Genomic DNA, 17600 nt, shown 5'->3' with positions numbered 1-17600 from the left:
CCGTTTCTGTGTTTCCGCAGGTCAGACAGCGTCGCCCTGCTCTGCCTCGTTCTCGCTTTCTTCGCGCTTCTTGACGCCGCGCTGTTCGTAGTAGGTGACGAGCTGGTCCAGCGTGAACTTCTCGTCGCGGCCCTCACCGATTCCGGTGGGGAATCCGTTGTTCACGCCCTTGTCCCGGCGGGACTTGTGGGTGCGGATCAGGCCCGCCTCGATGTCGTAGCCGCGGGCCTGCATCTCGCGGGCGATCTCGGCCACGCTGAGGAGCACGGGGGCCGCCAGGGGGTCCTGGGAGCCCTCTCCGCCGGCCTGCCCGGGGATGAGCCGCAGCCTGTCACGCTGGGGTGTCACGCCGGGTGTCACGTCGCCCTCGGGCGTGACACCGCGACCTGCGGTTTCGTCGCTCAGACCCCCCTCAGAGGCCCCGTTCGGGGTGTTGGGGCCAGCGTCACGTGACAGGCCCTCCACGCGGCCCTGGAGGAGCTTCGGGATGCCCTCGGGGCTGTGCTCGGGCGGCTCGCTGTAGAGGCCGTGGTGGTTCCACGCGTGGGTGCTGCGGAGCTGCTGGTAGAGCTTGTTGTAGAGGTCCTTGGCCTCCTCCTCGGTCGCGGGCCGCCTTTCCCCGTCCTCTCCGTCAAGGAAGAGGTACGGCGTCTGATAGGAGAAAGGCACGCCGTTCGTGACGGTGACCATTAGACCGGCCTTCCGCACATTCGGCGGCGCTGTGTTCTTCGGCATTCCGGTAATCCGCTCCCACTGGTGAGGGTCGTAACTACCGAGCACCTTAAACGGGAAAAGAGGCCGGAGGGACTGGCCGCTAAATTCGTTGTCCTTGAAATCCTGGAACACGGCGAGAATGTGCACGTTCGCCGCGCGCCCGAACCGGAGGATCTTTCCAACCGCCTCTTCCCAAATGGGATCGGCGGCGGGGTCCTTGTCATCCCCCTTCTTTACCCGAATCTTGTTCCACACGTTCCGGAGAATCCCGGCAAGTTCGTTGCTCTCTTCCAGGAACATGTAGAGCGGCGGGAACCCCTTTTGCGTACCCTGCTTGATTTCGTAGAAGCGGGCCATAACCACGTCGGCTACCCAGTAAATAGCCTCGCGCATGTCCTGGCCGTTCTGCGGGTCCTGGTAGAGGTAGACGCCGGGAATTCCTTCGAGCGGAGCGAGGCTGATGAGCTTCGGGTCCACGCCGACGATGATGCCGCCCTTCATGAGCATCTGGACGGCGAGCCACTGGAGGGTGGTGGACTTTCCACCACCGGAGCCGACCGAGTAGGCCCAGTGCGCGTTGTTGCCGGTCATCTCGCGGATAACCAGCTCGTTTTTCTCGTCCACGCCGAGGAGGAACTCGTCCGGGCCCAGGTTGGCCAGGGCCTCCTGGATACGCGGCTCCTCGATGTCCACGGCCTTCGGCGGCGCGGGCGCGGGGGCCGGCGGCTTGGGCGGCGGCTTGTGGGTGTAGACGGCGGTGGGGTGCTCGCCCCGGAAAGTGAACCGTCCCGCCCACTCCCCCGGCAGGCGGGAGTTGATGAGCGAGGTCATCGACTCCTTTTCCAGGTCGGAGCCGCGGAACGTCCAGGGCAGGCGGACCACAATGCGTGCGCCCTCGTCGCCCAGGCGCTTGGGGAGCTGGAGCCAGTTCTGGCGGGGCTCGTCGTCGGGCAGGTCCAGGTCTTCGCGGAGGACGATCCAGAGCTTCGGGCCGTACACGACGTCGTCGCCGGGCTCGGTCGGCACCATCTTGGGCAGGAGCGGGCCCAGGGCGGCGGTGGCGAGCACGGCCACCAGGAGGGCCCAGACGTCCCAGGCCGGGACGACGGAGAACACCACGAGTGCGGTGACGATGACGCGGGTCAGGGCCCTGGCGGCGTACGGCCAGCAGCCCCAGTTCCGCAGCGTGCGGGCCGTCGCGCGCCCGGCCCGCCACACCTTGCCGGTGATCCGGGCGGCCCAGAGAACTGCCCGTACGGCGCGGTCCAGCCACCTGGCACCCCGGCCCCGGTAGGTGTTGAGCCAGGTAGCGGCCTTGCGGGCCCAGAGGCTGGGCGCGCGGCGGGGCTGCTTGATCAGGCTGACCTTGGGCGGGACGAAGGCGACGGAGGCCATGGAGGCGACCGGGGCGACGGTGGTGTCGCTGAGGCGCGTCCCGGCGGACCAGGTCGTCGCGGTGGAGCGGGCGGGGCCCCGGAGCTCCCGGCCGCCGTAGAAGCGGGCCACGGCGCGGACGGTGCGGGCCAGGAAGGTCAGGAGGCTCCAGACGGCGAGGAACGGTGCCTTCCAGCTCCCGGGCTTGCGGGTCTTGGCGGTCCCGCCGGCCTTCTTACGCTTGCTGGCCTGGTCGCCCATCCAGCCGAGGAAGAGGAGGAGGCCGAGGACACCGAGGTCGCCCCCGGGGAGGACGCTCGCGGCGGCGTCCCAGAGGAGCGTGAACGCGTCAGCGAGCCATCCGCCCTCCTGGGCGTCCGGCTCGGGTGGTGGGGCCGCGAGTGCGGCAGTCATGCTGTGCACGGGATTCCCCTCGCTGTGCTGGGGACCTGGCCGCCCGGCAGGCTGTGTCTCTGGCAGGAGTGGGCCTGCCGGGCGGTGATCCCTCGATCATTTCGGGTGGGTCTGACACCGTGCGTCACCTGGCCTGTGGACAGATTTCGTACGGCTCCTTCACCTGGTAGAGGTGTCGGAATTGGCGGCCGTGTGACACTCCGGCCGGGACTTCTTCGGATCTCTCACCTGGCCCAAGTCCGGCCGGGGGCGGATTTGTGACACCACCGGCCGGACTTTTTCGGGGGCTAGAGGTACTGACCCGCGTGGGCGGCGTCGTCGGCGGACGTCTGCGCGGATGCCTCGCGGACGTACTTGTGGACCGTGGACTTCAGGGCCGGGTCGTCGGCCGGGCGGTTGTGGCGGGTGGCGATGGCGTCGAGCACCGTGCGGACGTCCTGGACGCCGTCCGCGACCATGCCGAAGACGTCGGCGCGAATGCTGCGCTTCTGCGGCTTCTCGGTGGGGACGACCTTGAGGTCCGGGCGGACACTTTCGGTCTCTTCCTGCTGGTCAGAGCCGGTCCGGTTCGGACGTCCGTCCGTATCCGTGCGGATGGTGGACTCCTGGGCTCGCGAGTTCGTGGCGTCATCAGCGGATGCGGCGGGGAGGGCGGGGCGGGTGTCGGCGGACGCGGCGGGCAGCGCGGGGGTCGTGGTGAGTGCCGTACCGCCGAACATCCGCTCAAGGGCGGCGTTCGCGCCCGCGCCGATCCGGTCGCGCTGGATGTCCATCAGGTCCGCGCCGAGACGGACGTCACCGCCGCCGACCTTCGCGGCGAGCTTCCATGCCTTCTTCTCCGACGCCTTGCGCTTGGACGTGTCGGGGTGTCCGGCGGCGCGGGCCTGGTGGTAGGCGAGGTCCCGGACGATGGCGGCGGCGCGGGCCTCCGCCTCGATGTCGCGGCCTTCCTGGTGGATGACGACGCGGCGGCTCAGGAAGGCGACGCCTTCGGCGGCGGCGGTGATCGCCATCGGGGTCAGGGCGTAGACGATGGTCTGGCCGGGGGTCGTGGCGGCGGTGGCGCCCATGACGGCGGCGGCGGCGGGCAGGGCCCAGAGGCCGATGCGGACCAGGAGCGGGGCGGACTGGCCCAGGAGCGTGGTGACCAGGAGGACCAGGGCGAGGACGGCGGTTGCGCCCTCACCGGCAGCGAGGGCACCGAGGGCGGTCTCGCTGCCGTACTTCGCGCCGAGGTTGTTGTAGGTCCCGATGCCACCGGCGACGCCGACCGCGAGCATCGGGATGACGGCGGCGACCAGGACGGTCTTCTGGATGCGGGTCAGCGTCCGGAGCCGGGGGCCGGCCTCTTCGTGGTCCTCGGTCGGCTGGGGGGTGTCGTCGGTCTTGGTGCGGTTGAACATGGGGTGTCCTTCCGGTCTTGGTGACGTCGCGCCGTCTTGGGCTCGTGGCGTCATCAGGTGAGTGCTGGCGCAGGTGAGGGCTACTTCTTGTCTTCTACGGCGGTCTGGGCGAGTCCCTTGAGCTTGGTGACGAGCCACCCGGCGGCGACGATCGCGCCCACGGCGGTCAGGCCGACCGGGACGGCGTTCGCGCCGATGGTGCCGATCAGGCCCATGAGGGTGCCTCCGGCGATGACGACCAGGCCGATGACGCAGCCGCACAGGACCACGGCGACGACCAGGAGGAGCACGACGTTGACGACCAGCTCTCGCTGGGCCGGAGACATCGAGGCGGTCTCGGGGAGCTGCACGACGATCTGCTGCGGCTGCTGGCCGATCGTGTAGTGGTACGGGACGCCGTCGCGGTACTCGACGGCCGGCGGGCGGTGGTGCGCGGGCGCGGCCTGGGCGGGGAACGGCTGCGGGAGGTGCCGCTGCTGCTGGTGGGGGATCTCGGGGTTCATGTCGGTTCCTCTCAGGCCGCGAGCGCGGTCGTCGGGTGGTCGGCGCATCCCGGGCAGCAGCCCAGGGACGTCGGGATGACGTAGGAGTAGGTGACCTCACAGAGCGGACAGGTCCGGCGGGCGCGCATCATCGCGGCGACGGCACGTGCCCGGCCGGGGGTCATCGGCCTGACCGGCAGGGCCAGGTCGAGGCGGTAGAGGTACGCGGCCCGGACGGGCCGGGTGCGGGTGAGCGGGTCGCGGCGGCCGTGCCAGAGGATCTGCGCGGCGACGTCCTGGCCGCCGGGGCGCAGGCCCTTCGCCCGGAGCTGGCGGCGGGTGGCCAGCCCCTCGGGGGCCAGGCGGCGCGGGAAGGTCGGGATGCCGTACGTCTCGCCGGTCGGGTCGTAGAACTTCACTGCGGGTCACCTCCTCGCTGGTCAGATTGATGCGGTGGCGTCGTGGCGTGGTGAGTCCACGACGCCACCAGGGGGGTAGGTCACTCACGCAACCGCAGGAGCCTCACCGGTTCACTCACCACCGGCACCCGATTGAGGTCACGGATCGGAGACATCGGGGCCGGGGCACTCACCTGGCGGGCGGTGAGTGCGGTGACCAGGGACGGCAGGCAGTAGGCCAGGGAGACCGACAGGGTTCCGACAGCGGCCACGGCCAGGACCAGGAGCCCAGCGGCGAGCGGCATCCCGCCCTCACTCACCAGACCGGCCAGCCCGGCGGCCACCAGGAGCGCGGCCAGCTCGGGAACGCGAGCCATGGTCACCACCACCCCTTGCGCTTGCCGGGCACGATCATGTTTCCGTGGCCGTGGAGCATGTGATCGACGCAGGCCGGGCAGTCCTCGCGCGGGCCCAGGTGCGCGTGCTGGGCACGGCTGTCCTCCGCATGGAGCCAGCACTGCCGGCACTCCCCCGGCGGCGGGTTCATCGCCCTCTGGCTGGCCATCAGAACCAGCCGCCCTTCTTGCGGTCGCGGCGGGCGGCGGCCTCTACGGTGATGGCCTGCTGCCGCTCGGCCTCCAGCACCCGGAGGTCGGCCGCGGCCTCCTCCTCGGCGCGGGCCCAGATGCGTCCGGCGGCACGCTCGGCCATCGGGGCCCGCTTGCCCTGCACCGCCTTGACGATCCCGACGCTCACGAGGCCCGCCATCTTGGCCTGGTCCCCGGCCCGGAGGCTGGACTGCTCCTGGTTGCGGATGCCGTTGAGTCGGTCCTGTGCCACCGCGATCTCGCGGTTCAGCTTGCGGGTGTTCGCCATGGTCAGATCCCCTTTTCGCGGAGGTCGAGCAGCTTGTTGATTTCCTGGTGGGCCATGGCCTCGCCGTGGCTGTCGCGCATCAGGGCGCAGGAGCGGGCGTCCACGACGTTGGCGGCCAGAGCGCGGTCGAAGGAGGACTCCTCGCCTCCTCGGGGTCCGAGGACCAGCGAGTAGAGAGTCGGCTCCATGTCAGCCCCTCCTCGGGTAGGTGTGGCCGGTGGGCGGGTAGTCAGGACCGGACGGCAGCGCCTGCCACAGCACGCGCTCGAAGTCACCGTTCGGGCCGGTGAAAAGCTCCTGGAGCATCCGGTCGGTGCGCTCGGTGTCGTCGGCCCGGGTCTCGTTCTCCACGTCAGTCCTTCCTCGGGTAGGTGTGGCCAGCGGGCGGGTAGACGGGGACGGCCCGGTCGGTGAGGAGGCCCTCCATGACGACCGACTCGAAGTCGGCGGCAAGGTCGGTCTCGGGCTCCTGCTCGAAAGCGCGGTCGGCGGCGTCGAGCAGGGCGACCGTCCGGTCGTTGTCATCGAGCCGGGTCTCACGGCTGCGGAAGATCGGCACGTCAGCCCCTCTTTCCGGACTTGTCCTTGGACGAGTTGTCGTTGACCTTCTTGACCTTCTGAGACAGGTCCTGGTGCTGGGAGTCGTCCATCACGCCACCAACTCGTTCGGGATCGGCTGGAAGGTCCGACGCGCCCGGTCGACGGTGCTGTTCGCCGTGCGGCAGAGGGTGCACGCCTTCTCGCCGCGGCTGTGGTGACGGCGGTAACCGCGAACGGTGCCGCACTTGGGCTCGCCCAGTCGCTGCGGTGCGAGGTGGGGGAACCACTGGGTCAGGAGCGCGGGCCGGACACCGGTCCGCTCCGAGATCTCCTTGACCCCGAAGTTGTTCTTGACGAGGACATCGGCGGCGGCGCGCTTCTCGTCGGGCGTCATGTACGCCGGCGCCTCGCCGTTCACCGCGCGCTCGACGGCCACCAGATCGATGTGGCCGCGCATGGTGCTGGTGTGTACGACTCGGATGTAGTCCCTACGATCAGACACAGGATCAACCCCTGTTCAGGCAGGCGGTTAGGTCTCAGGCCCTGGTCCGGAGGTGAGATACCGGACTGGGGCCGTCGTGGTTTCCGTGGCATAAAGGTGGCCTAGCCGCTAGCCGTTGTCAAGGCTGGCGGCCAAGTGGACTAGCCGCTTGGCCGCCAGGGGTCCATGGGCTAGCCTGATCTCGAAACCCATCGAACAGGGGAGAGGTCGCCATGCCCGCCATCGAACGATCGCTACCGCCGTACATGCAGGTCATCGCGCATATTCGAGCGCAGATCGAAGCTGGAGAACTCCGCCCCGGAGACATGGTTCCGTCAGACAGGGACCTGGCGAAGGAATGGGGCATCTCCCGCGTAACCGCGCAGAAGGTGCTCACCGCGCTCAAGGCCGAAGGCTTGGCCGAGAGTGTTCCGGGTGTCGGTACTCGCGTCTGCGAGAACGCCCCGAAGATGCACCACACCGGCCGTGACCGGGCCTCAGCCGTCCGTAGGACCGGGAAGATCTACACCCCGGGCGAGTACGCCCGAATTGTCAGCGCCGAGCTGGTCCCCGCGCCCGCAGACGTCGCCACCGCGCTCAGCATCGAGGCCGGCGCACCTGCCATCAAGCGCGTGCGTGTGACCTACAACAAGGAGGACCAGCCGGTCAGCGCGTCAACCAGCTGGTACGACGGCGAACTCGCGGAGGCTGCCCCTCGGCTCCTCGAAGCGGAGCGCATTCCGGAGGGGAGCTGGACCTACCTGGAGAAGCGCACGGGTCGACACGCCGTGTACGGCTGCGACTCTCTCGACACCAGGCTCGCCACTGAGGAGGACGCTGCACTCCTGGGCCTGACCCTGCCCGCGGCCCTGAAGGAGTCGACCACGACCCTCAAGGACGGGGAGAACGTCGTGGTCGAGTTCGGGATCAGCATCAGCCAGTCCGGACGACGCTCGGTGTACGAGTACGAACTCGACAACTGAGCCGACCGCCACGTGTGGTGTCCCCACTCCGTGTAGGAATGTCCTCACCAGGGCGTAAGCTTCCGAACCACAACTGAAGATCCCTAAACGCAAAAATGCCGCGAGCCCCAATCCGGGCTCTCGGTCAGGGTTCGAAGCCTGACCGCGAGTCGAAGTCCCGGAAGAAGGGCTCACGGCGACCAATCAGAAGGTCTGCTGTCGAGTGTAAGGCAGGGGTAGGGAGATTTCTCCCCCATCGCTGTCCGGACAGCCCCGACGTGGGAGACAGATCCAGTCTCCCGGGGGAGTCGCACTGCGCCAGTGGGCCGCGAAAGGCGCAACGTGACCCACCCTTCCACCGAGCCCCCTGCCGCCGCCGACGCTGAGGATGAGGTTCTTCCTCAGCGTCGGCGGCGGCAGCCCGGGGCGGTGTCGAATCTGGAGACCCGCAGCGGCCACCCGGCAGGGTGCCGCCCGATCGCGGGCATGAAACGCGGCTGGTACTACCGGGCCGCCGACCGCATGGTCATGCACCGCCAGAACCCGGAGGATGACCTCCTCCCCATCGGCCAGGTTCCGAAGATCAAGGCGACGATCGTGCACCTCACCGATGACGGCGAGGACATCCGCACCGAGTACCTGGCCCTCGGGAAGCGGCAGCGCAAGGCCCGCATCCTCACCGAGGACGAGTTGGACCGTGGCACGTGGGCCGCGAAGATGGGGATGCGCCGGCCGACCGGGAACGACGAGCGGCACGCGTTCGCGCGGCTCATCCGCGAGGAAGGCGACGAGGCCCCCGTCGAGTCGGCCCGGACGTACTACGACGACGAAGGCCACCTGGTCTTTCCGGCCTCCGAGGCGCAGACCCTCGGGTACCGCGTGCTGCGGGGCAAGGAAGACGCCGCACGCGATGCGTGGGACGAGATCGGTGCGTGGACGAGCATGGACGGCAAGGCCGCCCTGGTCGTCGGCGCGTACTTCGCCGGACCCGTGCTGGACACCTTGGACATGCTCGCGCACATGGTCTCGTTGCACGGCCCCGGCCAGCAGGGCAAGAGCACCATGCTGGTGATCTGCGCGGGCTGCTACGGGGACATCAAGCCCAAGCGGCAGTCCCTCTGGATGACCTGGAACGCCTCGAAGCAGGGCATCACTCAGAACCTGCGGCTCCGCGGTTACCTCCCGCTCGCCCTGGACGAGCACAGCTCCAGCGGCCGGACCATCAAGGAGTCGTCCCGCGAGATCAGCCAGATGGTGTCCGGCGCGATCCGCGCCATGGGCACCGCCGACGGCTCGCCGCGCGAGTCGGACGGCTTCTGGCACTCCGTCATCCTCTCCAGCTCGAACGAACCGCTCAAGTACGAGGGCCAGACGGAAGACCTGGCGTCGCGGCTCCAGGAGTTCCAAGCCCCGTTCTTCCCGAACAAGATGGTCGATGCCGAGGGCGGCCCGGCCAGCGGGAAGCACCAGGGAGCCGAGCACATCAGCAAACGGCTCAAGCGACTGGCAACGGACTTCGGCGGGTGGCCGCTGGAGTGGGCCATCCGCAAGGGCATGTACAAGGCCGAGAACCTTGCCAAGCTCCGGAAGCTGCACCTGGAGCTGTGCGCGAAGTACCGGCCCGAAGGCGGCGGCATCGCGGGCACCATCGCCGAGCTGCACATGGCCTGGGTCGTGGGCGCCCACATGCTCGGACAGGCCATCGGCGTGCCCTGCCTGGGCCAGGTCGCTGAGCAGGAGGCCGCCGCACGACTGGCCGAGGCCATCGAGGTCAGCGCCGAGGCGAACACGCCCGACAGTGAGCGGCTGTGGAACGCGCTGGACGCCCTGCGCATCGAGGCGGCCCTCTTCCCGGAGATGGAGGAAGTCCTCCAGGTCTCCACCGAGGGCTACCGCAAGCCGCGCGGGTTCCAGCAGTCCGAAGAGGGTCTGTGGTGGGTCATCGACCCCGTCGTACGGGAGGCCGCCACGCAGATCGGCGTGGACAATCTCACGGCTGCGCTGCGAGCCCTGGACGAGCTGGGCGTCCACGAGCGGGGCACCGGGAAGAACGCGCAGAAGCTCCTGCCGAAGGCGGTCCGGGGGAAGATCGGCAACCGGATGCACTGCTTCAACACCACACGGGCGGCCGAGCTGTTCGCGCCCGACGAGGACGAGCCCGGCGACGGCGGCGACGGCGGCGACAGCCAGGCCCCGGACGACGACGGAGGCCCGAGCCCGGAGCCGGACTTCGTGCTGTTCGACCTCGCGCCCGCCGGCACCGAGTCGGCCCCGGCCCCGGTAGTCGTTCCGCCGATGCCGGTCGAGCCGCCCGCCGTGGTGTTCCCTACGGCCCGGATGTACGAGACGGGAGACGACCGGCTGGACAAGGAGTGGCTGCTGCTGGAGGCGAAGGCGAAGGGCCGCACGCGCGGTGCCCTCGCCTTCGGTGTGCTCGGTGACGGGTGGCTGCACCTGGCCAACCACGAGCCGGTCGCGGTGCCGATGCCGGAGAACGTGGACCAGGTCCCGGACCTGATGACCGCGTACGGGCTGCGGACGCTGTGGCTCCACGAGTCCGCCGCGCTGGCGATGGGCCTGCCGTCGTATGACGAGCGGATGCCCGAGGAGCTGGAGGACTACAAGGGGCCGCAGGGTCCGACCCCGCACCCGTGGGCGACCCCCCGGCCCGGGTCGGACCTGGTGGTCCAGGGCGAGGGCCTGTCCTCCTGGATGACGCTCAAGACGCGGGGCGGCGAGGGTGAGCGGCTGTCGGTGTCGCTGCCGCTGTACGACGACCGGTTCGACCGGTCCGATGAGCCCGGCCGGGGCGGATTCGGCGCAGCCGCGACCCCGGAGGTCCTTCTGGACGCGTACATGGTCTACCTGCTGTCCACGCTCCACGGACCGGCTGAGAGCCCGCAGGTGATCCCGTACTACCTGAGCCCGAACGTCACCGCGAAGGATTTCACCGGCAGCGCGGCCAGCAGCGTCGTCTCCCACATGGTGAGGGCCCGCCAGGTCCCCCCGGTCGAGGCGAAAATCAAGCCGCTGGTCTCCATGCAGTGGACCCGGCCCGTTGAGGAGATCACCGACCAGGAGCGCAAGCGGGCCTGGATCCACCAATACGACAAGAACGCAGCCTGGCTGGCAGCGTTCGGCTCGGTGTGGCTCGGTGTCGGTGACCCGACGCACTACCCCGAAGGCCGGACCTACGTGAAGAACAAGGCCGGGTACTGGCGCGTCCGGGAGCTCCCGGGCCTGGCCCTGGAGGGCCTGCCGGAGCTGAACATCGAGCCGGCCGAGGAGGGCGGGTACTGGCTGCGGTCCCCGGGCGTGGACCTGCTGGGCGAGATGTTCGAGGGCTGGACCCCGGACGTGCTGGAGGCGTGGGTCTGGGAGAACAGCAAGCGGGCCCTGTACGGCATGTACGACAAGCTGCGGCTGTCCCGTGAGCGCATCATGACCAGTGCCGAGGAGGGCCGCCCCGGGGCCCGGTACGCCAAGCAGGTGTCCGGGATGCTCTACCAGAGCTTCCGCGGCTACCTCAGCCGCCGCGAGCCGAAGAAGGACCGGGCCACCGGCCTGCCGTACGAGAAAGACATCTTCTGGCGGCAGGACTGGGCTCAGATGATCCTGGACCTCGCGCTCGCCAACACCTACCGCAACCTGCGGGCGTTCGCGGACAGCGGCCACCACCCGCTCAGCCTGCGGGTGGACGCGGTGACGTACGCCTCCGACAGCCCGGACCCGACCGCCGCGAAGCCCGAGGCCATGCAGCTCGGTACGGGCGGCGGGCAGTGGAAGCCCGAGTACAGCGTCCCGGCCGCTGACCTCCTGCCGATCCTGGACGAGGTCAAGAAGATGTCGAAGGCCATGCACCTCTACAACTCGAAGCAGAAGGGCCAGAGCTGATGGGAATGTTCGGACGCCTCTTCGGGCGGGGCAAGGACAAGGAGCCCAAGGGCCAGGGTCAGGAGGCCGGGCCGTCCCCGGCCGAGCAGCTGCCGGCCCCGGCACCGGCAGCACCTGAAGCCCCGGCCCCCGCTGCTGAGAAGCCAACGAAGCGCGGGCTGTTCGGCCGGGTCAAGGCCAAGCTGCGGAGCAAGGACAAGGCCAAGAAGGAAGAGGCCCCGGCCGAGGAGGCACCGCCCGCAGCTCCCTCGGCTCCGCCCTCGCCTCCGTCCGCCGGGGGTGGGACCGGTGGCGGTGAGAGCGAGGGCCAGGAGGGCGAAGCCGAGGGCCAGGAGGGACAGGAGGAGGAGGAGCCGGACCCGTACGCGGACGCTCCGTCGTCGCTGTACGTCCGGATTCCCGGGACCTGGAAGACCAGCAAACGCAAGTGGCTCGGTGTCGTGGAGGGCAACCTCCACGGCGACCAGGTCGTGAAGTTCCTCAAGGCCATGGACCAAGGCAGCAAGAAGGACAGGGACGAAGCCGTCCAGATGGTCTGCGACGACTTCGGCGACGGGTCGTTCGGCTCCGGCGTAGAAGTCGAGCGCTCCTCGTACAGCAACCCGATGTACTGACCCCCGCCGGGTGAGGGCCGCACCGCGTTCGGTGCGGCCCTCACCCGGACCGTTTATGACGCCACGAGTCCACTAGCCCACGAGTCCATCACTCATTCGGGTATCCAGTCCCTGCAAGGGATCGGGCCGATACACAATGAGCCCGACCACCCCCGACCAAGGAGGACCCGTGCACCCGAACCCCTTTGACGACATGGCGGCCGCCCAGCACCCGCTCGGCATCACCATGCAGATCGCAGGCGTCACCCTGGACCTGCGCGAAACCCTGGAGACCTACGGCGGGACCGCCGAGCGCGCCGCCATCGTCGGCACCCTGCGGCGGCGCTGGGCCGAAGCCGAGCCCGAGACCCGCGCCGCACTGCTGCTGAATTTCGCCTGGGCCTCCCGCGAGGCGGAGATGACGTTCGCGGACGACCACGCCGGGCTGTACGCCGCCAACTTCCACCAGTACGCCGCCAACTTCGAAGGCGACTCCGAGGCGTTCCACGGTCCGCGGTTCCCCTCGATGCCACTGCCGGGACAGGCCGGCGCTCTCGCCTCCTCGCTCGGTTTCGACCGCGAGGACACCGACATCTCACTCAAGACCGTGCTGCTGCTGATGGAGCCCGTCTACCGGAAGGGCCAGCAGTGACCACCCGCCACCTGCCCAGCACACCGACCCCGGAGTACGGAGCCCCCTTCCTGCCCATCACGAGCACCAGGAGCACGAACATGTTGAAGACCATCAGCCACGAGGAGCTGACCGACGAGCAGCGCGAGTCACTGCCCGACCATCTGCCGGCAGACACAGAGCTGACCGTCTGCCTGGGGTGCGGCTCCATCCGCGACCAGGGCCCCTTCGGGTTCGACGCCTGGAAGAACCACGAGGACGAGTGCGTCCCCTACGCCGCAGGCGACGACGAGGACGACGAAATCCCGGACGGCCTGGACAGTTGGCAGCCCCACGAGCTGACCGGATGGCTCGCCGCCGTGGAAGACAACCCCACCAACTCCGCCGAGTACGTCGCCCTTGCTCGCCAGGCCGTGGGCAAGGCCCTCGGAGTCAACTGACGCACTCTCCGGTCCCGAGGGCCTCCGCCGACGTCGGCGGGGGCCCTCCCGCTTGTCGCGCGTCCCTGTCGCGCCGGGTGCCTGTCCTGCGACCTATGCAGCCCAGGAGGGGTGAATCCCGTGGTTCTCCCGGACGCGACAGCGGCGCGCGACAAGGGCCATTTCTGGGCAGTTCCCGTGCGGAACGACCCCCCGGAACGACCCGGAACGACCCGGGGTCGTTCCGCAAAAGGTGGCTCTGACCTGGGGCGGAACGACCGGAACGACCGGAACGACCCCTGACGGCGACCGTATACGCGTAGAGACGTACACAGCGGGGCCATCAGCGGCCGTTCGTGGAGGACCGGCCCCGTGAGGTCGTGGCGTCACGAACGAGGCTCTACGCTGCCCGAGACACTCACGAAGGAGGACCGATGGCGCGACGTGTAGCGATCGGGAACAACAAGGGCGGGGCCAAGAAGTCCACGCACACCGTGCGCCTGGCCGAAGCCCTCGCAAAGGCCGGCAAGCGGGTAGGTGTTGCCGAGATGGACCCGCAGGGCAACGCCTCCCGGCGGCTCGGCTGGCAGGACGACCCGAGCAAGCTCACGACGTCGGAGGCGATCGAGGCGAACGCCGAAGGCGTGGCTGCCCAGGTCTGGCAGCCGATCGGCTGGCGCACCGAGTTCGCCGACCGCATCACCCTGCTGCCCGCCCGGCACACCCTGGAGGACCGCTCGTTGGAGGCCGGGCAACGAGGGGCCTACCGGCGCTTCGCCAAGGCACTCAAGGGCGCTGACACCCACCTGGACTACCTCCTGATCGACTGCCAGCCCTCGTTCGGCCACCTGACCCAGATGGCGCTGGCAGCGGCCCACTACGCCGTGGCGTCCACCGAGTGCGAGCACGACTCCATCGGAGGAGCCGTGAAGTACCGCGATTTCGTTGCGGCCTCCGGTGAGGACCTGGCCAATCCCGACCTCGCGTTCCTCGGCATCATCGTGGGGGAGTACGACCAGCGGGTCGGCGGGCAGCGCGACCAGCTCAAGGGCGTCCGCCAGATTTTCGGGGACGACCTCTGGGCGGTGATCCCTCAGCGGTCCGTCGTCGCGTACGCGGACGAGCACGGCCTGCCCCTGGAACAGGTCCCCAAGAGCGGAGCCTCCCGCGCCGCCTTCGAGCTGCTGGCCGAACGGTTCATGAAGGAGGTGCCCGCGTGAACGCCCGGAAGGAACCGAACATCCCCCCATCGACGTCCCCGCTCGCTCCCCCTGTCCTCACCCCGAAACTGGACCGGCTCCGCGTCGGACAGAACAGCCAGGACCAGGACCAGGGGCAGGACGAGGACCAGGACCAGGGGCAGCGTGCCGGCCGCCAGCCGTCCCGGCCGGGACGGACCCGCGGGGGCCGCAAGCCTCCGCCGGCAGCCGCCGACGCGATCCCGACCACGATCCGGTTCGACCCGGAGGAGTCCAGCGCGATCGACCGGTTCGTCCTGGAGCTCCGCGACTACGCCGGACGGCGGGCCTTGGACAAGGCGGAGGTTTTCCGCGAGCTGATCCGGATGGGCATGGAGCACGAGCCGACCCGCAAGGCTCTCCTCCGGCGCATCCGATGAGCTGAAACGCTGCCTGAAACGCCGCCAGCGTCAGGGGTGGAACACCGCCGGGTGTTTCGCCCCTGACCTGTGTAAACGCCCCTGAGTGAGGGGAGTGAAGCGTCCACTGGTGACGCCATGAGGCCGTGAGTTCGTGAGTCCGCTTGACAAGGGTGTGTGTTTCCCACACAGTAGTGGTGCGGGAAACACGCACCCCGGATCAACCACAGGAGACGCCATGGAAAACGACCGCACCTCAACCAACCTGGACACCGCAATCGCCTACGCCGCAACGGACCTGACCCGCACTGACACCAAGGCCGGATTACTCCTCACCCTCGACGGACTGCTGGTCGCCGCACTCAGCCTCTCCGGCACCGACCTGAACGGCCTCTCACTCGTCCTGGCCGTGGCCGGCGCGCTCGCCCTGATCGGCTCCGTGGTCCTGTCCCTGCTGGTCATCCGCCCCCGCCTCACCGGCCGGGGCCTGGACGACCGCAGCTCCTACACCTACTACGCCGACGCCGACCCAGCCGCCATCACCGAGGCCCTCGCCACCGACCGCCGCCCGGCCCGCCTCACCGCCCTGTCCCGGATCGCCCTCCGCAAGATGCGCCTGCTCCGGGTCGCCGGAGACACCACCCTCGCCGCCGTCATCCTGATCGCCGCCGCCATCCTCACCCGCTGACACCCACCCAGAACCGAAGGAACTCATGTCCGTCACCGTCACCCAGACCAACGGCACCACCACCATCGACTGGAAAGCCGACACCGACGACAAGCAGGGCCACCTCGCCCAGGCCATCTCCCTCGGCCGCCTGGACGCCGCGCTCACCGCTCTCGGCCTCAGCACATACACCGACATCGCAACCCTGGACGAATTCGAGCGCGCCGAGATCCTGCGCGGCACCGCCGCACTCGTCAACGACCTGACCCGCCGCGTCCGGCACCTGACCGTCGCCTGCCGCGAGGGCGGCATGACCTGGGGCACCCTCGCCTCGAACCTCACCGGCGACCCCAACGCCCGCAGCACCGCCCGCAGCACCTACGAAGCCGGAGTACGCCAGCTCGGCACCCGGGCCCTGACCACCTACGAGTGGCACGCCGACAACCTGAGCGACTCCAGGGATACCCCCGACACCGTCGGCTACTGCCAGATGTCCGGCACGGTCACCGCAGTCTCTGAGGACGCAGCCCGGAAGGACGTCACCAACCGGCTCACGAAAAGGAACTGGGTCATCAACCAGCCCCTGCGGATCACACCCCTCCACTCCCACGACGAGGACTGAGCCATGTTCACCGGCACCGCGCAGGAGCTGCGCGAGCGCGAGGAGCAAGCCCGCCAACTCGCCGAACAGGCCGCCGACCTGCTCAACCAGCTCGACGCCTTGGGCCTCGGCCAGGCCCAAGGCCAGCTCCACACCCCCGGCGGAATGATCCGCCGCAGCCCCGGCCAGGGCTGGACCGTTACCAACCGCTGACACACCAGGAGACCCGCATGCTCACCGCCATCGTCGCCGTACTCGGCACCCTCGCTGGCGCTTTACTCACCGGCACCCTCCAACACCTCAGCCAACGCGCCCAACGCACCGCCACCGAGACCGCCGCCCGCCGCACCGAAGCAGTCACCGCCGTCACCGAACTGGCCTCCGCACTCGCCGACCACCGACGCGCCATGTGGATCCGCGAAGACCTCCGGCTGCGGGGCGAGGACTGGGCCGCAGCCCGCGCCGAGAGCCACAGCACCCGATCCGCGGTCACCGCCCCGCTCCTGCGGGTGCAGCTCCTGCTGCCAGCCGTCGCACCGGCCGCGCAGGAAGCCGCCCGCGCCACCTACGCACTCCGCGACTCAGACGGGCAAACGCCGCTCGCCGCCGCCCGACTCCACGCCATCCAGAAGACCGACGCACTCGTCGAAGCCGCCGGAACCGCACTCAGCGCGTAACTACGCCGGGGCGGCCGTCCACTGCCAGGCGCACGGCCGCCCCCCTTGCCTCCCGCCCTTCACAGACCAGGAGAAAGACCATCATGACCGAGACCACCGTGCCCGCCAATCTCCGCGACTGGGCCGTGGCCTGGCCGCAGTACACACCGCTGGATGCCACCCCTCCTGAGCTGAAGCCGCAGGCTCTGGCCCGCGAAGTACCCTCCTGGACCGAAGCCGCAGCCACCCCGGACTCCGTGACCGACTGGGCCCAGCGCCAGAAGGACGCACTCGTACCGTTCCGCCTGGACCACCGCGGCTGGCCCCTGCACCCACAGGGCCGCACCGGCAAGTGCGGCCGCAACCTCGGCAAGTGGGGCGAAAACGCGGCGGCCGACCCGATCGTCATCGGCGGTAGCGGCCCGGACCGGCAGATCCTGCTGATCACCCGGGACGACATCTGCCAGGAAGCGATCCCCGGCGGGATGGTCGATCCCGGCGAAGCCGCGCCGGCCGCACTCGTCCGGGAGCTCCACGAGGAAACCGGCGTAGACCTGAGTACCCACCAGCCGCTCATCCTCGGACAGGACCTGGTGGACGACTGGCGCCAGACGGACCAGGCGTGGGTGGTCTCCACCAGCGCCCTGTACGTCCTGCCCGCCACCGTCACCGCGACGGCCGCTGATGACGCCCTGAACGCCACCTGGTACCCGGCGGGCTCGATGGCCGCCCTGGAGACCGCCATCACCGACGCCGGGCGCACCCTGTACCCCGCCCACCGGCCCCTGATCGCCCGCGCCCTCTCCCGCCTCTCCCAGTAGCAACACCCACCCGAAGGGAACACCCACCATGGCCACGCAGAACTACAGCGCCGAGATGCACGTCCGCACCCCCGCCG

The 17600-nt window shown here is 69.4% G+C and carries 23 protein-coding genes; 12 read left to right on the top strand and 11 right to left on the bottom strand.

Features of this window, described 5'->3' with window-relative positions; translation table 11 throughout:
- Positions 1–21: 21 nt before the first annotated feature.
- From VN520_RS14310 to VN520_RS14260, 11 genes are all read right to left on the bottom strand, one after another.
- On the bottom strand, positions 22–2502 hold the full coding sequence (locus tag VN520_RS14310) for a hypothetical protein (protein ID WP_325747286.1): 2481 nt from the start codon (positions 2500–2502) through the stop codon (positions 22–24).
- 287 nt (positions 2503–2789) lie between these two features.
- Positions 2790–3905, bottom strand: a complete 1116-nt coding sequence (locus VN520_RS14305) for a conjugal transfer protein (RefSeq protein WP_325747285.1) — start codon at positions 3903–3905, stop codon at positions 2790–2792.
- Between the two features lie 80 nt (positions 3906–3985).
- The gene (locus VN520_RS14300; protein WP_325747284.1) at positions 3986–4408 is read right to left on the bottom strand and encodes a hypothetical protein; all 423 of its coding nucleotides are present in this window, start codon (positions 4406–4408) and stop codon (positions 3986–3988) included.
- 11 nt (positions 4409–4419) lie between these two features.
- Positions 4420–4806, bottom strand: a complete 387-nt coding sequence (locus VN520_RS14295; protein WP_325747283.1) for an RRQRL motif-containing zinc-binding protein — start codon at positions 4804–4806, stop codon at positions 4420–4422.
- A gap of 80 nt (positions 4807–4886) precedes the next feature.
- A complete protein-coding gene (locus tag VN520_RS14290) occupies positions 4887–5162 on the bottom strand; it encodes a hypothetical protein (RefSeq protein WP_325747282.1) in 276 nt (91 codons plus the stop codon).
- A gap of 2 nt (positions 5163–5164) precedes the next feature.
- Positions 5165–5350: a pRL2-8 gene (locus VN520_RS14285; RefSeq protein WP_325747281.1), complete on the bottom strand. Its 186-nt coding sequence runs from the start codon at positions 5348–5350 to the stop codon at positions 5165–5167.
- The gene (locus VN520_RS14280; protein ID WP_325747280.1) at positions 5350–5661 is read right to left on the bottom strand and encodes a hypothetical protein; all 312 of its coding nucleotides are present in this window, start codon (positions 5659–5661) and stop codon (positions 5350–5352) included. The genes VN520_RS14285 and VN520_RS14280 overlap by 1 nt, the downstream gene beginning before the upstream one ends.
- A gap of 2 nt (positions 5662–5663) precedes the next feature.
- Entirely contained in the window at positions 5664–5849 is a 186-nt protein-coding gene (locus VN520_RS14275; RefSeq protein ID WP_325747279.1) for a hypothetical protein, read from the bottom strand.
- 1 nt (position 5850) lies between these two features.
- On the bottom strand, positions 5851–6012 hold the full coding sequence (locus VN520_RS14270; protein WP_325747278.1) for a hypothetical protein: 162 nt from the start codon (positions 6010–6012) through the stop codon (positions 5851–5853).
- Position 6013: 1 nt separating this feature from the next.
- Positions 6014–6220, bottom strand: coding sequence for a hypothetical protein (locus VN520_RS14265; protein ID WP_325747277.1), 207 nt, complete (start codon positions 6218–6220; stop codon positions 6014–6016).
- Between the two features lie 90 nt (positions 6221–6310).
- Positions 6311–6703: a hypothetical protein gene (locus VN520_RS14260; RefSeq protein WP_325747276.1), complete on the bottom strand. Its 393-nt coding sequence runs from the start codon at positions 6701–6703 to the stop codon at positions 6311–6313.
- A 212-nt stretch (positions 6704–6915) separates the two neighbouring features.
- Here VN520_RS14260 and VN520_RS14255 point away from each other — a divergent pair, with 212 nt between their 5' ends.
- From VN520_RS14255 to VN520_RS14200, 12 genes are all read left to right on the top strand, one after another.
- Positions 6916–7665 carry a GntR family transcriptional regulator gene (locus VN520_RS14255; RefSeq protein WP_325747275.1) on the top strand — a complete coding sequence of 250 codons (750 nt, stop codon included), beginning with the start codon at positions 6916–6918 and terminating at the stop codon, positions 7663–7665.
- Positions 7666–8130: 465 nt separating this feature from the next.
- Positions 8131–11538, top strand: a complete 3408-nt coding sequence (locus tag VN520_RS14250; RefSeq protein ID WP_325747274.1) for a DUF927 domain-containing protein — start codon at positions 8131–8133, stop codon at positions 11536–11538.
- Positions 11538–12152: a hypothetical protein gene (locus tag VN520_RS14245; protein ID WP_325747273.1), complete on the top strand. Its 615-nt coding sequence runs from the start codon at positions 11538–11540 to the stop codon at positions 12150–12152. The genes VN520_RS14250 and VN520_RS14245 overlap by 1 nt, the downstream gene beginning before the upstream one ends.
- Before the next feature lie 169 nt (positions 12153–12321).
- The gene (locus VN520_RS14240) at positions 12322–12783 is read left to right on the top strand and encodes a hypothetical protein (protein WP_325747272.1); all 462 of its coding nucleotides are present in this window, start codon (positions 12322–12324) and stop codon (positions 12781–12783) included.
- 80 nt (positions 12784–12863) lie between these two features.
- Positions 12864–13202: a hypothetical protein gene (locus VN520_RS14235; RefSeq protein WP_325747271.1), complete on the top strand. Its 339-nt coding sequence runs from the start codon at positions 12864–12866 to the stop codon at positions 13200–13202.
- 413 nt (positions 13203–13615) lie between these two features.
- Positions 13616–14401 (top strand): ParA family protein, encoded by a 786-nt coding sequence (locus tag VN520_RS14230; RefSeq protein ID WP_325747270.1) that lies wholly within the window; start codon positions 13616–13618, stop codon positions 14399–14401.
- Positions 14398–14799: a hypothetical protein gene (locus VN520_RS14225; RefSeq protein ID WP_325747269.1), complete on the top strand. Its 402-nt coding sequence runs from the start codon at positions 14398–14400 to the stop codon at positions 14797–14799. The genes VN520_RS14230 and VN520_RS14225 overlap by 4 nt, the downstream gene beginning before the upstream one ends.
- 217 nt (positions 14800–15016) lie before the next feature.
- Positions 15017–15466 carry a Pycsar system effector family protein gene (locus VN520_RS14220; RefSeq protein ID WP_325747268.1) on the top strand — a complete coding sequence of 150 codons (450 nt, stop codon included), beginning with the start codon at positions 15017–15019 and terminating at the stop codon, positions 15464–15466.
- A 25-nt stretch (positions 15467–15491) separates the two neighbouring features.
- The gene (locus VN520_RS14215) at positions 15492–16067 is read left to right on the top strand and encodes a hypothetical protein (protein WP_325747267.1); all 576 of its coding nucleotides are present in this window, start codon (positions 15492–15494) and stop codon (positions 16065–16067) included.
- A 3-nt stretch (positions 16068–16070) separates the two neighbouring features.
- Positions 16071–16259, top strand: a complete 189-nt coding sequence (locus VN520_RS14210; RefSeq protein ID WP_325747266.1) for a hypothetical protein — start codon at positions 16071–16073, stop codon at positions 16257–16259.
- A gap of 17 nt (positions 16260–16276) precedes the next feature.
- A complete protein-coding gene (locus VN520_RS14205; RefSeq protein ID WP_325747265.1) occupies positions 16277–16723 on the top strand; it encodes a protein kilB in 447 nt (148 codons plus the stop codon).
- An 83-nt stretch (positions 16724–16806) separates the two neighbouring features.
- Positions 16807–17523, top strand: a complete 717-nt coding sequence (locus VN520_RS14200; RefSeq protein ID WP_325747264.1) for an NUDIX domain-containing protein — start codon at positions 16807–16809, stop codon at positions 17521–17523.
- The last annotated feature ends 77 nt before the right edge of the window (positions 17524–17600 follow it).

Source organism: Streptomyces sp. (assembly GCF_035563135.1).
GTDB lineage: Bacteria > Actinomycetota > Actinomycetes > Streptomycetales > Streptomycetaceae > Streptomyces.
This window is presented reverse-complemented; position numbering and strand designations above follow the sequence as displayed.

Excerpts from the sequence above, each read along its gene's own strand:
- VN520_RS14310 (WP_325747286.1), bottom strand. The coding sequence starts at position 2,502 with ATGACTGCCGCACTCGCGGCCCCACCACCCGAGCCGGACGCCCAGGAG.
- VN520_RS14305 (WP_325747285.1), bottom strand. The coding sequence starts at position 3,905 with ATGTTCAACCGCACCAAGACCGACGACACCCCCCAGCCGACCGAGGAC.
- VN520_RS14300 (WP_325747284.1), bottom strand. The coding sequence starts at position 4,408 with ATGAACCCCGAGATCCCCCACCAGCAGCAGCGGCACCTCCCGCAGCCG.
- VN520_RS14290 (WP_325747282.1), bottom strand. The coding sequence starts at position 5,162 with ATGGCTCGCGTTCCCGAGCTGGCCGCGCTCCTGGTGGCCGCCGGGCTG.
- VN520_RS14285 (WP_325747281.1), bottom strand. The coding sequence starts at position 5,350 with ATGGCCAGCCAGAGGGCGATGAACCCGCCGCCGGGGGAGTGCCGGCAG.
- VN520_RS14280 (WP_325747280.1), bottom strand. The coding sequence starts at position 5,661 with ATGGCGAACACCCGCAAGCTGAACCGCGAGATCGCGGTGGCACAGGAC.
- VN520_RS14275 (WP_325747279.1), bottom strand. The coding sequence starts at position 5,849 with ATGGAGCCGACTCTCTACTCGCTGGTCCTCGGACCCCGAGGAGGCGAG.
- VN520_RS14255 (WP_325747275.1), top strand. The coding sequence starts at position 6,916 with ATGCCCGCCATCGAACGATCGCTACCGCCGTACATGCAGGTCATCGCG.
- VN520_RS14250 (WP_325747274.1), top strand. The coding sequence starts at position 8,131 with ATGAAACGCGGCTGGTACTACCGGGCCGCCGACCGCATGGTCATGCAC.
- VN520_RS14245 (WP_325747273.1), top strand. The coding sequence starts at position 11,538 with ATGGGAATGTTCGGACGCCTCTTCGGGCGGGGCAAGGACAAGGAGCCC.
- VN520_RS14235 (WP_325747271.1), top strand. The coding sequence starts at position 12,864 with ATGTTGAAGACCATCAGCCACGAGGAGCTGACCGACGAGCAGCGCGAG.
- VN520_RS14230 (WP_325747270.1), top strand. The coding sequence starts at position 13,616 with ATGGCGCGACGTGTAGCGATCGGGAACAACAAGGGCGGGGCCAAGAAG.
- VN520_RS14220 (WP_325747268.1), top strand. The coding sequence starts at position 15,017 with ATGGAAAACGACCGCACCTCAACCAACCTGGACACCGCAATCGCCTAC.
- VN520_RS14215 (WP_325747267.1), top strand. The coding sequence starts at position 15,492 with ATGTCCGTCACCGTCACCCAGACCAACGGCACCACCACCATCGACTGG.
- VN520_RS14210 (WP_325747266.1), top strand. The coding sequence starts at position 16,071 with ATGTTCACCGGCACCGCGCAGGAGCTGCGCGAGCGCGAGGAGCAAGCC.
- VN520_RS14205 (WP_325747265.1), top strand. The coding sequence starts at position 16,277 with ATGCTCACCGCCATCGTCGCCGTACTCGGCACCCTCGCTGGCGCTTTA.
- VN520_RS14200 (WP_325747264.1), top strand. The coding sequence starts at position 16,807 with ATGACCGAGACCACCGTGCCCGCCAATCTCCGCGACTGGGCCGTGGCC.